Source organism: Acinetobacter sp. AOR18_HL, from assembly GCF_027855145.1.
GTDB lineage: Bacteria > Pseudomonadota > Gammaproteobacteria > Pseudomonadales > Moraxellaceae > Acinetobacter > Acinetobacter pittii.
This window is the reverse complement of record NZ_JAKTIG010000029.1, coordinates 82,183-96,237: the sequence shown is the minus strand read 5'-3', so window position 1 is coordinate 96,237 and position 14,055 is coordinate 82,183. Positions and strand designations below refer to the sequence as shown.

General features: G+C 38.7%; 13 protein-coding genes and 1 pseudogene. 9 read left to right on the top strand and 5 right to left on the bottom strand.

Annotated features, from left to right (window positions below):
• Positions 1–7: 7 nt before the first annotated feature.
• Positions 8–823: pseudogene (locus tag MKL51_RS07525) on the bottom strand (phage terminase large subunit family protein); the annotation flags it as partial.
• Between the two features lie 12 nt (positions 824–835).
• Here MKL51_RS07525 and MKL51_RS07520 point away from each other — a divergent pair.
• Genes MKL51_RS07520 through MKL51_RS07505 form a run of 4 tightly spaced genes read left to right on the top strand, consistent with a single transcriptional unit; the run spans position 836 to position 1,983 of the window.
• Positions 836–1,168: a hypothetical protein gene (locus MKL51_RS07520; RefSeq protein ID WP_270904264.1), complete on the top strand. Its 333-nt coding sequence runs from the start codon at positions 836–838 to the stop codon at positions 1,166–1,168.
• Positions 1,165–1,500, top strand: coding sequence for a hypothetical protein (locus MKL51_RS07515; protein WP_016802901.1), 336 nt, complete (start codon positions 1,165–1,167; stop codon positions 1,498–1,500). Before MKL51_RS07520 ends, MKL51_RS07515 begins: the two co-directional genes overlap by 4 nt.
• Position 1,501: 1 nt before the next feature.
• Positions 1,502–1,771: a hypothetical protein gene (locus tag MKL51_RS07510; RefSeq protein WP_270904263.1), complete on the top strand. Its 270-nt coding sequence runs from the start codon at positions 1,502–1,504 to the stop codon at positions 1,769–1,771.
• A 2-nt stretch (positions 1,772–1,773) separates the two neighbouring features.
• The gene (locus MKL51_RS07505; protein WP_068544770.1) at positions 1,774–1,983 is read left to right on the top strand and encodes a helix-turn-helix transcriptional regulator; all 210 of its coding nucleotides are present in this window, start codon (positions 1,774–1,776) and stop codon (positions 1,981–1,983) included.
• Between the two features lie 7 nt (positions 1,984–1,990).
• On the opposite strand, the gene MKL51_RS07500 is transcribed toward MKL51_RS07505, so the two are convergent.
• Positions 1,991–3,211 (bottom strand): tyrosine-type recombinase/integrase, encoded by a 1,221-nt coding sequence (locus tag MKL51_RS07500; RefSeq protein ID WP_270904262.1) that lies wholly within the window; start codon positions 3,209–3,211, stop codon positions 1,991–1,993.
• 259 nt (positions 3,212–3,470) lie between these two features.
• Between MKL51_RS07500 and MKL51_RS07495 the strand changes: the two genes are divergently transcribed.
• Entirely contained in the window at positions 3,471–3,617 is a 147-nt protein-coding gene (locus MKL51_RS07495) for a hypothetical protein (protein ID WP_270904261.1), read from the top strand.
• A 58-nt stretch (positions 3,618–3,675) separates the two neighbouring features.
• On the opposite strand, the gene serC is transcribed toward MKL51_RS07495, so the two are convergent.
• Positions 3,676–4,755, bottom strand: a complete 1,080-nt coding sequence (serC, locus tag MKL51_RS07490) for a 3-phosphoserine/phosphohydroxythreonine transaminase (protein ID WP_032007064.1) — start codon at positions 4,753–4,755, stop codon at positions 3,676–3,678.
• Positions 4,756–5,140: 385 nt separating this feature from the next.
• On the opposite strand from serC, the gene MKL51_RS07485 reads away from it, so the two are divergent.
• Genes MKL51_RS07485 through MKL51_RS07470 form a run of 4 tightly spaced genes read left to right on the top strand, consistent with a single transcriptional unit; the run spans position 5,141 to position 9,990 of the window.
• The gene (locus MKL51_RS07485) at positions 5,141–6,628 is read left to right on the top strand and encodes a TolC family protein (protein WP_270904260.1); all 1,488 of its coding nucleotides are present in this window, start codon (positions 5,141–5,143) and stop codon (positions 6,626–6,628) included.
• Positions 6,629–6,640: 12 nt separating this feature from the next.
• Entirely contained in the window at positions 6,641–7,762 is a 1,122-nt protein-coding gene (locus tag MKL51_RS07480; protein WP_032007062.1) for an HlyD family secretion protein, read from the top strand.
• A gap of 3 nt (positions 7,763–7,765) precedes the next feature.
• Positions 7,766–8,896 (top strand): ABC transporter permease, encoded by a 1,131-nt coding sequence (locus tag MKL51_RS07475; protein WP_181949731.1) that lies wholly within the window; start codon positions 7,766–7,768, stop codon positions 8,894–8,896.
• The gene (locus tag MKL51_RS07470; RefSeq protein ID WP_032007058.1) at positions 8,893–9,990 is read left to right on the top strand and encodes an A1S_2622 family ABC transporter permease subunit; all 1,098 of its coding nucleotides are present in this window, start codon (positions 8,893–8,895) and stop codon (positions 9,988–9,990) included. Before MKL51_RS07475 ends, MKL51_RS07470 begins: the two co-directional genes overlap by 4 nt.
• A 44-nt stretch (positions 9,991–10,034) precedes the next feature.
• Here MKL51_RS07470 and gyrA read toward each other — a convergent pair whose 3' ends face one another.
• Both gyrA and MKL51_RS07460 read right to left on the bottom strand, forming a co-directional pair.
• A complete protein-coding gene (gene gyrA, locus MKL51_RS07465; protein ID WP_032007057.1) occupies positions 10,035–12,749 on the bottom strand; it encodes a DNA gyrase subunit A in 2,715 nt (904 codons plus the stop codon).
• A gap of 365 nt (positions 12,750–13,114) precedes the next feature.
• Positions 13,115–14,047, bottom strand: coding sequence for an electron transfer flavoprotein subunit alpha/FixB family protein (locus MKL51_RS07460; protein WP_002118921.1), 933 nt, complete (start codon positions 14,045–14,047; stop codon positions 13,115–13,117).
• Between the last annotated feature and the right edge of the window lie 8 nt (positions 14,048–14,055).

The window sequence follows — 14,055 nt, the reverse complement described above, 5'->3', positions numbered from 1 at the left end:
ACTTCACCTACAGTAGTCCAATAATTGAAGTTTCTCCCACTGTCTTTTTGTTTAATGGGAACATATAAGCAACTGGATAAGTACCAGCGTCATTAAGATGGTCAAAGCCTGCCTTCTTGTCTGGCTGACCATTTTCATCATAGATTTGGCGTTCAAGGCTTCGTGCAAACTCTGGACACTGCTTGAGATTCACATATAGACGTCTTTCGCCCATTGTGTTGCATAAGCGGCTATTCATTGAGTTGATACGATCTTTAACAGCAGGGTTTTTGCTATTAACTTGAACCTTGAACCCAGCTTTCTTGAGTAGCGCAATGTCTGTCTCGCTTGCATTACTTGATTTGCGGTTATCACCAGAAGCATCTGGGTAAACGATAATTTCATGGTTCTGATATTTAGCTTTAATTGCTTCAATCATCGCTGGTGTGTCGAATAGATTCTTAAACTCACCCACTGCATAAAGCTCTTCACCATCTCGAACGTAGACAACTGCTGCCATTTTCTGCACGTTAAAGTCCATGCCGATATGAAGTACATCACCTTCTTTTACGACCCTTTCTGTGCAGTTAAAGGCGCGCTCAAAGCAGTAATAAATAACGCCTTGATAAGTTTCAAAGCTTGCTTCTTATTCTTGACGAAAGGTCTTTGGGTCCATCTTGCGACGAGCGACATCAATTTCGCTTTCTGGAATGTTCCCGCCTTGTAATGATGTATAGATCCAACTCTTATGATCAGGCTCTCTACCATCCTGACCATCCATCCAAGTGTCATAGCAATGGTTATAACCCTTTGGAGTACCAATTCTTAGAACATTGCCGCCTACCCCACCCTAAGCATGAATTACAAGTCCAACAATTCCGATCATTTACATTGTGTTTACTTTTTAAATGGTGCTTGGTATGCGTGGCAAGAAAAAGCCAAAGCTCAGGCGGTGCCAGATTACACCATAACCCTTCAAAGAAATGGCGAAGTTTTTAAGTTTGATTTACTGGACTTACTACGCAGATCATTAAAGAGCTCAAAAGTATTGAAGACTCGTGAAAACTGGTCACATGTTTCAAAGATGGTAGGCATAGGCTCTACAACCGCAACTCTTTTATGCCAAAAAATGAATGTAGATCCAGACGGAACGTTATTTGTAGCAAGCGAATCGGGGGCTGAGGGATGAAATATCAAATACAACCAACACAAGTACCAGATGATTTAAATAGCTGCTGGTTCCACCCTGATATAGAGAAGCACGACACTATTGGAGAGCATGCTGAGTTTTATACAAAAGAACAATGGGCTCAGCTACAAATTAATCTTGGTGTAGAAATTCTTGTTGAGCGTTTGGAATATTGGGATATTCCAGAAATTCCTGAAGACGACTGTGCAGATTGGTCAAACTGGAAACCACAAACACCTATAAAAGATGCCTTTCTTATTGCCGGTTTTGATACAGAAGATGGGCCTTGTTTGTGGTGGGCAAAGCCTAAAGCGGAAAGTAAGGAGGGGTGAAATGTTATTGACTGCTGATGAAGTTGAATTAATCAAAACATGTGATGAAAGCCCTGAACAATATGATGCTGTTTTCCAAGGCCATCAGATTGGATATCTCCGCTTGAGACATGGCGAATTTCGAGTTGATTACCCTGATTGCGGTGATGAGACAATTTACCAATCGCAAGAAATGCAGGGCGATGGGAAGTTTGAAGACAATGAACGTGAACATTTCTTAATGAAAGCTAGAGAGGCAATAGTTAAGAAATTTAATGAGGTGGAGGGGTGAAATTGAATAAGTATCTCACTTCAAATGAAGTCTGTGAAAGATTTGGGATTACTAAGCAGACTTTAAATCGTTGGGAGAAAGGCACTCAATATGGGGAGCCTTTCCCTGCTCCAGCATTACCTTCAGTAGGTGGTGGTATGAAACGCTACTTATCAAAAGAGGTAAGTCGCTGGGAGCGTATGTGCATAGATCGATATAAAACGGCTGTATAAGCAGCCGTTAATCTTCAATAATTCCCTTCTTAAGTTTTTCTAATCTAGCAATCCATTTTTCATAAATTTCAGCTTGTTCTTTTACATAGTCATAAAGGTCATACACTTCCTGAATCTGCGGCATACTGTGTCCAATCATCATTTCCGCAACGTCTCTACGTTCAGTAAATCTACTAAAGTTAGTACGTGCTGTACGCCTTAAGTCATGCATAGACCAGTGGTTCATATCTTCTTTCTTGAAGCGCTTGACCCAACCAATAACACTCGCAGATAAGGCAGTAGATGCCGAGCTACTCATAGCCTCATCTTTTTCGCCATTATTAAATAAGTACTTCCCTTTGCTTAATTCCATGGCTTCTAAAATTAGAGCTTCCATTTCTGGCAAAATTGGACGTATTAAGGTTTTATCATTCTTATAGCCTGTCTTATGGTTTTCAGGTGGAACTAACCAGACTTTCTTTTTTAAGTCGAAGTGCTTTTTCTCAGCAAGGCGAAGTTCACCTTTACGGCAACCATATATAAGGCATAGCTGAATAAATATTTTATTTTTTTCAGTTAATCTAGACCATTTCAAGCATTCAAATAAAACTACTAATTCCTCATCAGTTAAAACTCGTTTAGAGGGGATATAAGTAATGTTTAAATCTTCCTTAGGGAAAATATCAGCAAGTACATTAGTTAAAATAAGCTTTCGTTTTGCTGCCCATTTCAACATTTGTTTTATGTTCGATAAAAGTACTTTAGCTGTGCCTGGTTGCTTAGCTGCTAGATTCTCAAATAATTCTAGCCAGTGCTCAATATCAACTCGCTCAATTGGATATTTACCCAGCTGTGGTGATATATGATTTAAATAAGCACTCTTTACTTGATCATGTAGTTTTTTATTAGGCTTACAAAATGATTCATACCATTTGTCAAAAAGCTGGTCCAAGGTAAGTGGATCAATATGTTTATTTCGCTCTACAAAAACCTCGACTTTAGGATTTTTACCCTGTTCTAGCAAAGCACGCAATCTATTAGCCTCTGCACGAGCATCTTTTAAACTTATATTAGGGTATGAGCCTAAGTCTAAACGATGTGGCTTGCCATTAAATCTATATCGAAGTTGGAAGACAATTTTACCTTTAGGCGAAATTCTTACGCTCATTGAGTCGCGATCAGCAACTTCTTCTACTTTATCGCGAACCTTGCCATTATTAGTTTTTAGCCAAGCTTCTGAAAGAGCCATTATTAAAACTCGCTAGAATATGTACACAGATGAGATAAACAAAAGCTTGTGTACACGAATATGTACGCAAAAGCTGTTTGTTTGGATGTGTCATTATGTTCTAGTTAGTTATAGCTAAACAATATAATGGTGCATATTTTATGTTTTTAGTTATTCAGTATGTTCTAGTATGCGATAATACTTTCAATAGACTGATATTTGTGCTAAAAAGGGTGAAACTAATTGAATTTCACTAATATTTTAATAATTAGGTTATTGAATGAAGATTATACCCGAACAAACTACCAGCCTCATTCAATCCAGTAGCCTGCGCGTAAAGGTCGATACTGGTGCGTTTTGCTTTTTTGTCTTGGGTATGTTCTTAGCTACCCTATTCATGCACCAGTTTGGTTTAGTGCCTTTTTAATTTATAACTTATTCAATAAATAAAGCCCTCATTTGAGGGCTTTATTTATTTGATTTGCTTAACCATTACGCTTTGCAAAATCATCCATAAATTTGATTAAAGCCTGTACGCCTTCTAATGGTACGGCATTATAAATACTTGCACGCATACCACCTACAGAACGGTGTCCAGCTAAATTCAACAAGTGATTAGCTTCCGCTTCTTTTAAGAATTGCTTTTCCAAAGCTTCATCTGCCAAGGTAAACGGTACATTCATAATTGAACGGTTTGGAATTGCGATCGGGTTATTGTAGAAATCGCTTGAGTCGATATAACCATATAACAACTGAGCTTTTTCAAGGTTCACTTTATGGATCGCCTCTACCCCACCCTGCTCTAGCAACCACTCAAATACCAAACCAGACAAGTACCAAGCGTAAGTCGATGGCGTATTTACCATAGAACCATTTTTGGCTTGGTCACCATATTTTAAAATACTTGGAATTTCTGGTTTAGCTTGATCAAGTAAGTCATCACGAATAATGACAATTGTTAAACCAGCAGGACCAATATTTTTTTGTGCGCCAGCATAGATTAAACCAAACTTGGTCACATCTAATGGAGCAGATAAAATACTTGATGAATAGTCACAAACAAGTGGAGCCTTTACATCAGGAATTCCTGCGAACTGTAAGCCACCAATCGTTTCATTATCCGCATAATGTACATATGCTGCATCGTCAGATAAATTCCATTCACTTTGTTCAGAAATTGCGAACTTGCCATCTACTTTAATGCCAGCTTCTACAACATTAATATCGCCATAACGTTTTGCTTCTTTTAACGCTTTTTCAGACCAGATGCCGGTGTGAATATAATCGGCTTTACTGTTCTTACCTAAAAGGTTTAAAGGAATCGCAGAAAATTGTAATGACGCACCGCCTTGTAAAAATAGTACTTTATAATTTTCTGGAATATTCATTAACTTGCGTAAATCTGCTTCAGCTTTTTCAGCCACAGCAACATAGTCAGCACTACGGTGACTCATTTCCATGATGGATAGACCTTTACCTTGCCAATCCAACAATTCTTGTTGAGCTTTTTCTAAAACGGCAGTAGGTAATGCAGCAGGACCAGCACAGAAATTGTACGCGCGCATGATTTTTCCCTTGTATAAAGTCAAACACAATAAAAATGGCATTTAACCACAGATTGCTTAAGCTTGCAGCAGCTTCTCAAGTAAATATTTCAATGCTGGACTGTATTTAGCTTTATTTTTTCAATTATTGTTGTCGTTATTTCTTTAGTTTTAATGACCAGCTTCCTCATTTAAAAAATTTTTTAAGCAAAAAGATCAACTTGACTTGTGATTATCATTTCACATACCTTGATAGCTATTACAAAAATATTGGCTTAGTAAATTCAATAATTAAAGGAGCTAAAAACCACCATGTTTTTATACAAATGTATAATAAACAAGATGATAATTGAATTTAATAACAAGAAATTTAAACTATAAGGGATGCCAAAAATTGTTATTTAAAATGCCAACACATCGATATAAACAGTCTATTTTTCCCTTTTCATTTAAACCCAAACATCTTGCTTTGGCTTTAGGCTTTTTTTTCACTAATCACTTATACGCCGAAAGCTTAAGTTATGCTGAAGCAGAACAACAAGCTTTGAAAAGTTCATATAGCACTCAGGCCAACCAGGCATTACAGCAAGCATCTCAATTAGAAGCTGAAGCAGTAAAAGGCCTCGGATTACCTAGAGTTGATTTAAATGTCAGAGCCTACGCTTTTCATAGTGAAACAGATGTTCCCCTTGGTTCTTTTAAACAAAAACTTGAGAATGATTTAAGCCAAGGACTAACTGACAAACTTTCACAGTGGAACAATGTCATTCCATCAGATGTGCTGGGACAAGTTCAAGAAGGTGCAAACCAAACCATACATGATGGTATAAATCGCTTTCCTGATTACGCAAACCTGACTATCGAAGATCAGGTGGTACGCCCTTCTATTTCAGTCGTAATGCCACTCTATACAGGCGGCTTAACCAGCAGTGCTAAAAAAATAGCAAATATACAAGCACAGCGCTCTGAACTTTCAAGCCAACAACAACAAGATATACAGCGATTTGAAGTAGTACAAAGTTACTTTAATGTGCAGTTACAGCAGCAGCTGGTTGCAAGTAGCTTATTTAACTTTAATGCAATGCAAAAACATTACAGCAATGCCCTAAAGCTCGAACAACAAGGATTTATTAGTAAAGGGCAACGCATGCAGTTTGAAGTCGCTCGTAATAATGCAGAACGTACTTTACAAAATGCTCAAGCTAACTTAAACGCCAGCCGCTTTAGCCTTAATAATCTTTTACATCAACAAAATAATGTCGATTTAAGTACACCATTATTTGTAAACAACACTCCCAGCCAGTCTCTAGAATCACTTTTAACCAGTTATTCACAAAAGTCTAGCCTTGTACAAAAAATGCAGATGGATACTCAACTGGCTAACGTAAATATTCAAGCTCAACAAGCAGCAAAAAAACCAAGTCTATTTGCATTTGGTGAATATGCTCTTGATGAAAATGAAAACTGGATTGTCGGTGTAATGGCAAAATACAACCTATTTTCTGGGGTAGATAAAAATAAGAATATTCATGCCGCTGAATTAAAGCGCTACGCTTCTGAACTCATGACTGAACGAACTAAACAAGAGATTGAAGCACTTTTGAATAAATCATATAACGAGCTCAACTCTGCTCAACAAAGTCATCAGCTTTTACAAAGAAACGTAAATGCCGCTCAAGAAAACCTACGTATTCAAGAACTTTCTTTCCGCGAAGGAATGGGTACAGCAACCCAAGTGATTGATGCGCAAAATGCATTAAGTGCGTTAAAAACTGAAATGGCTTTAAATGCTTATAAATATGTCATGTCACTCGCGACTTTATTGCAAAGTCACGGCTCAATTGACCAGTTTAAAGCTTATGTCAATCAACCACATACCGACTATATTCGTTAATGGGAGTATAAAATGAATCAAGACTCAGCTCATTCAGAACAAGATTCTCCTGTTGCGGATACGGCAGAAACCACCCAAGTTCAAAAAGATGATCAAGTTAGTGACCATCAAGAATCAAACACAAATAAAGATGATTCAAAACCACCTAAAAACTCTAAAATTAAACTGATTATTGGTGTAATTATTATTGCCCTATTAGGTTTAATTATTTTTGGTTTGTGGAAAAGCTATCAGCCGAAACCTATTGAACTTCAAGGCCGAGTTGAAGCTGAAACTATTCACGTAAGTACAAAAGTTCCAAGTCGTATTGAAGAAATTTATGTACAAGAAGGCCAGAAAATTTCCAAAGGCCAGCCCCTTGTTCGTTTGGTTAGCCCTGAAATAGAAGCTAAAAAGCAACAAGCTTTGGCTACCTTACAATCGGCTTTAGCATTTCAATCTACGATAGATCGAGGTTCTCAACAAGAAAATATCGATACTCTTTATGCCAACTGGCAAAGTACGAAAGCACAAGCAAACCTTGCCAAAACTACTTACCAACGTGGTGAGAATTTATATAGACAAGGCGTCATTTCACGTCAAAGAAGAGATGAAATGCTTGCTGCACAAACTTCTGCTCAAGAATTAAGTGAAGCCTCTTATCAGCAATATGCCCGTGCAAAACGTGGCAGTACCAGCCAACAAAAATCCACAGCAGATGCACAGGTTGAAATTGCAAAAGCTGCAGTAGCTGAAGCAAAAGCTTTAGAGGAAGAGACACGTTTACTCTCACCTATTTCAGGCACAGTTTCAAAAACTTATGGTAAACCTTCTGAATTAGTCGCTATGGGCGTGCCTGTTGTCAGCATTTTAGAAGATGATGATTTATGGGTAAGTTTAAACGTAGGTGAAAATCAATACGCCTCTGTTTATAAAAATAAAACTCTTGAAGGATTCATTCCAGCTCTTAATCAGAATGTGAATTTTAAAATCAAGAATATTGATGCTGAAGGTGAATTTGCCACCATTAAAACGACTCGCCAAACTGGAGGCTATGATATTCGTAGCTTCAAATTACATCTGGTACCTGAAAATCCTGTCAAAGACTTAAAGGTTGGTATGAGTGTTCTATTTAAAATTAAAGAAGAAAAATAAAGCATGTTTGCCAGTATATTACGGGAACTAAACTATCTAAAAAGCAATAAATGGGATTTGTGCATGGTGACACTTATCCCTGCTTTTATCATTTTCATGTTTAGCAGCATGTTTTACGCAGGTAAAGCTGAACACTTACCAATTGCAATTATTGATCAGGACCAAAGTGAACTCAGCCGTAATATTGAAAAGTATCTTTCGTTGAATCATACAGTAGACATTAAAACAATTACGGCAAGTTCTGCTGAGGCTGAACAACTACTCAATGAAACCAAAATATGGGGGTATGTTTTTATTCCAGACGGTGCTGAAAAGCGCTTCGTTAAAGCACAAGATGCTCAAATCAGCATTGCATTTAACCAGTCTTTTTTTAGTGTCGGAAATACGATTTCTTCAGCAATGCTGATCAGTACCCTCAATGCTTTAGCAGACTATGCTGGTCAAAGTTATCTTGTAAATAGTATTCCCTATTTAGATGTTCCTACAGCTCATGTAAAAATCTCAACGCTTTATAATCCAAGCATGAGCTATGAGTTTTATTTAGAACCCTTCATGGTTCCTGCTGTATTGCACTTATTGCTGTGTTGCTGTGTTGCCTTTGCTATTGGACAAGAACTTAAACGTGGCACATTAACAGCATGGGTAAACCGAGAAAGTTTTATTCAAGGCTTATTGGCCAAAAATCTGCTTTATAGCCTTATATTTTGTGCATGGACATGGGTATGGATGTTTTGGCTAGTCGAAATCCGGGGCTGGTTCGTAGCAGGTTCTCTTAGTTTATTGCTATGCGCACAGTTTCTACTTTATTTTGCCTACGCTTTGATTAGCAGCACCGTCATTCTTGCAACCAAAAATTTAAGTAAAACTTTTGGTTTTATCGCGGTATATGGCGGGTCTTCTTTAAGTTTCGCTGGCGTTACGCTACCTTTAAATAATGCCCCTATTTTTACCAAATTTTGGTCACTCATTATTCCGTATACTCCTTATGCCAAGCTTCAAACCGAACAATGGGTGATCGGCAGTCCAATTTTCATTTCAATGATTCCTTTTTTAATACTCATCGGTTATTGCCTGATTTACTTCTTTTTAAGTTGTCTATTGCTTAAAAAATTAGTTCGAGGGGCAACGCAATGAAAGAATTCTTTAAGGCTTATGGGCAAACATTTAAAGACATTGTAAGTAATAGCTCAGTTTTCACAACGCTAATTTTATCGGTCATTCTTTATAGCTTTTTTTATCCTACCGCCTATAAAGCTGAGCGTGCAGAATCTATTCCAATCGTGATTGTCGATGAAGAGCAAAGCCTCTTAACTTCTCAATTGATTGGCCAAAGTGCAAATAGCCCCCATGTTCATATCGTTACCGTTACCAGCAATTTTTTACAAGCTGAACAAATGGTACGTGAGCAAAAAGCTGATGGTATTTTACTTTTACCAAATAACTTAACCCAAAGCCTACGCCGCGGAGAAACAGGTGGAATCGGCTTATATTTAAGCACAACCAACTTTTTAAAAACTAAAGAAATTGGTTTAGGTCTGGCAACCTCGATAGAAGCTACATTAAAAGAATATATTGAAAAATTTGGACAACGCACACACTTCCAGCCAGCGCTTTCTATTCATCAAGTGCCGTTATTTAATCCCCTTTCAGGATATGGAAGTTATATTTTTCCGGCTGTTGCATCTTTAATTATTCATCAAACGATTGTGCTAGGTTTGGCAATGTTAATAGCTAGCTATCGGGAGCAACATGAAAAAATTACAGCTGTTCGTTTTGCTGGAATCTTCGCAAGTATATTTACCATTGGCTGTTTAGGATGTTTTTATCTTTTCGGTTTTACCTTGTGGTTCAATGACTACCCACACGGTGGAAACTTCACTGGTTTACTAGTTGCTGTTCCTATTTTTATTAGTTGTGTGATTGGATTAGGTATGTTGATCGGATCACTTTTGGATATGCCGGAACGTGCCGGACATATTATTGTGTTTAGCTCTGTACCTTTATTCTTACTAACTGGAGCTGCTTGGCCTCATCAAGCAATGCCTGAATGGCTACAATGGTTTGCGTGGTGTTTACCCTCAACACATGCGGTACAAATGTTTGTGCAACTTAATCAGATGGGTGTTCCATTAGCCACGGTTGTACCAAAACTGATTTTTCTTGGAACCCTTGGATTAATATTGGTGGGTTTATCTTATTATCGGCTTGTTAAAAAATCTTCTTCATAAAATAAAAAAGGAAGCTTATGCTTCCTTTTTTATTTAAGTTTTACTTAGTCTTCAGAAGCATCTTCATTATTTGATACAGCTTCTTCGCTATCAGTTTCAGTAGTATCTACTTCGCCTTCGAGAAACTCTTCTTCATCTTCGACAGCCTCAATAGAAACAACGCCTACTAGAGTTTCTTCTTCGCTTAAGCGAATTAGACGTACACCTTGTGCATTACGACCAGTCATTGCAACTTCTGCTGCACGGGTACGAACTAATGTACCGCCATCAGAAATAAGTAACAATTCTTTGGTTTCGTCAATAGACACTGCACCAACAAGCTCACCGTTACGTTCGCTTGTCTTAATCGCAATTACACCCTTACCGCCACGCTTCTTGGTCGGGAAGTCATTTACTGGAGTACGCTTACCGTAACCATTGGCACTTGCACACAGTACTTCACCTGTTTCAGGTACAACTACAAGCGATACGATACGGCTTACTAAATTTGAATCTGCTGAATCGTCATTGTCATCTGATTCATCATTTTCAACATCTGCATCTTCTTCACTTAAAGTGCTGCTTGCAAAGCTCACGCGCATACCACGAACACCTTTCGCAGTACGACCCATTGCGCGTACGTCAGTCTCAGCAAAACGGATTGCCTTACCTTCGTTCGAGAACAACATGATTTGCTGATTACCATCAGTAATCGCAACACCAATTAAGGTATCTTCTTCATTGAGCTCAATTGCGCGTAAACCATTTGAACGGATGTTAGCGAATTGCTCTAAATCAACACGTTTAACCGTACCTGATGCTGTCGCCATAAATACGTAATGGTTTTCTGGGAACTCAGTTAACGGCAAGATAGCTGTTACTGTTTCATTCGCATCTAAAGGTAACAAGTTCACAATCGGACGGCCTTTGGCACCACGTGATGCTTGAGGCACTTCAAACACACGAAGACGATATACTTTACCTACGTTAGTAAAGCACAGCACAGTCGCATGGTTTGAAGCTACAATGAGATGTTGAATAAAATCATCATCTTTCATTGAAGTTGCCGACTTACCACGACCACCACGGCGCTGAGCCTGATAGTCTGAAAGTGGTTGAGTTTTTGCATAACCTGTTTGTGAAACCGTTAATACAACTTGCTCTTCAGGAATTAAATCCTCACGACTAAAATCAATACGTGATTCAATAATTTCAGTGCGACGCCCATCACCATACTGTTGTAGTACCAGTGCCAACTCTTCGCGAATTACAGCCATCAATAAGTTGAAATCATTCAAAATCGCAGTAAGTTCAGCGATTTGACCTAAAATTTCAGTATATTCTGCATGTAATTTGTCTTGTTCAAGACCTGTTAAACGATGTAAGCGTAATTCTAAAATTGCGCCTACTTGTGTTGGTGATAAACGATAAATCGATTCAGTTAAACCAAATGGACGATTTGGATCTTCACCTTCGATTTCATCTGGACGAACAGAAATTGCGCCAGCTTTTTCAAGCAATGAAACGACACCACCACCAGCCCACTCACCTGCAAGTAAACGCTCACGCGCTTCAGCAGGGTTAGCAGAAGTTTTAATAGTCTCGATAATTTCATCGATATTGGCTAAAGCAACGGTTAACCCTTCTAAGATATGACCACGTTCACGTGCTTTACGCAGTTCGAACATAGTACGGCGTGTCACAACTTCTTGGCGGTGACGGATAAATGCCGCAATAATATCTTTCAAATTCATCAATTTTGGTTGTCCATTATCAAGACAAACCATGTTGATGCTGAATGAGTTCTCAAGCTGGGTATTTAAGAATAAGTTATTTACAACGACTTCCGCGTTTTCACCACGCTTTAAGTCAATTGCAATACGCATACCTTCTTTGTCAGACTCATCACGAAGTTCTGAAATACCTTCAAGTTTTTTCTCTTTCACTAACTCGGCAATACGTTCAATAACTCTTGCTTTGTTTACTTGATATGGAATTTCAGTAAAGACAATCGTTGTACGGCCTGTCTTTTCATCTTCTTCGAAATGGTACTTACCACGAATATGTAAGCGGCCCTTACCTGTACGGTAAGCATCAACAATACCTGATTTACCGTAAATAATACCGCCTGTAGGGAAGTCAGGACCAGTAATATATTCCATCAATCCTTCAATCGAGATATTTGGATTGTCAGCATAGGCTAAGCACGCATTTACAACTTCTGTCATGTTATGCGGTGCCATGTTGGTTGCCATACCTACGGCAATACCAGCAGCACCATTAATTAACAGGTTAGGAACACGTGTCGGAAGTACTTCAGGAATACGCTCAGATCCGTCGTAGTTATCTTCCCAGTCAACCGTGTCTTTTTCTAGATCTGCAAGAAGCTCATGTGCAAGCTTGGTCATACGGACTTCGGTATAACGCATTGCAGCTGCGCTATCACCATCAATCGAACCGAAGTTACCCTGACCATCTACCAATAAATAACGTAAGCTAAAGTCCTGAGCCATACGTACAATGGTTTCATAAACAGCTGAGTCACCATGAGGGTGATATTTACCGATTACGTCCCCAACAACACGCGCAGATTTCTTGTAGGCTTTGTTATAGTCATTGCCCAATTCGTGCATGGCATAAAGCACACGACGGTGAACAGGTTTCAGACCGTCTCTCACATCCGGCAATGCACGAGATACGATTACACTCATCGCGTAATCTAAATATGAATGCTTGAGTTCGTCCTCAATGGCAATCGGTCGGATTTCCGATACGCTCATGCATACTCCTTCTTACAGATAGAAATTTCCATCTGCTTATATGTCTTGATCTTGCAAAAAATTTAGTTCCGGAAACTGAACTAAAATCGAAAAAAATATAGCTGTATACTATAGCATAAAAGCACTGTGTAATGTGCGGAATCTACACCGCCAATCTGGTGATATTTGTATAATTTAATTGCATATTATTCTTATCATATCGCCATAACGAGCATGTTCTATTCTTAATAAAACTATGTGATTTTTATTCTATAAAAATCAAACCTCAAATGAGATAAAATTCTCAGTTATACATTCCATGTCACTATCCACAATAAAAAACCCCTAGTAAAAACTAAGGGTTTTTTAACTTTAATCGGTAAAGATTAAAGTTTAGATACCAATTCTGGTACTACAGTGTTCAAATCACCAACTAACCAGTAGTCAGCAACACTGTTGATTGGTGCTTCTTCGTCTTTGTTGATTGCAACAATAACTTTAGAATCTTTCATACCAGCTAAATGCTGGATCGCACCAGAAATACCTACAGCAACATAAAGCTCAGGCGCAACGATTTTACCAGTTTGACCAACTTGGAAATCGTTAGGTACAAAGCCCGCATCAACTGCTGCACGTGAAGCACCTTGTGCTGCACCAAGCTTGTCAGCTAATGGATCAAGTACTTTATGGTAGTTCTCACCAGAACCTACACCACGACCACCAGAAACTACAATACGAGCCGCAGTTAATTCTGGACGATCAAGCTTAACGATTTCTTCAGATACGAAGTGAGAAATACCCGCATCTTTTACTTCGCCAACTGTTTCAACAGCAGCTGAACCACCTTCCGCAGCAACTGGATCAAATGCTGTACCACGAACGGTACCCACAATGATTGCTTCGTCAGATTGAACAGTTGCAATCGCGTTACCAGCGTAGATAGGACGCTTGAATGTGTTCGCAGATTCAACAGAAATAATATCTGTGATCATGCTTACATCAAGAAGAGCAGCAACACGTGGAAGAATGTTCTTACCAGTCGTTGTAGAAGCAGCTAAAACGTATTTGTAACCTTTAGCCAAGTCAGCAACTAAGCCAGCTACGTTTTCAGCTAATTGGTTTGCATAAGCAGCGTTGTCAGCAAGTAAAACTTTGCTTACACCAGCAACTTTAGCAGCAGCATCAGCAACTGCTTGAGCACCAGAACCAGCAACTAATACAGTAATATCACCACCGATTTTTTGTGCTGCAGCAACAACGTTTAAAGTAGCACCGTTAAGTACTTGGTTGTTGTGGTCAGCGATAACTAAAATACTCATGATTTTAT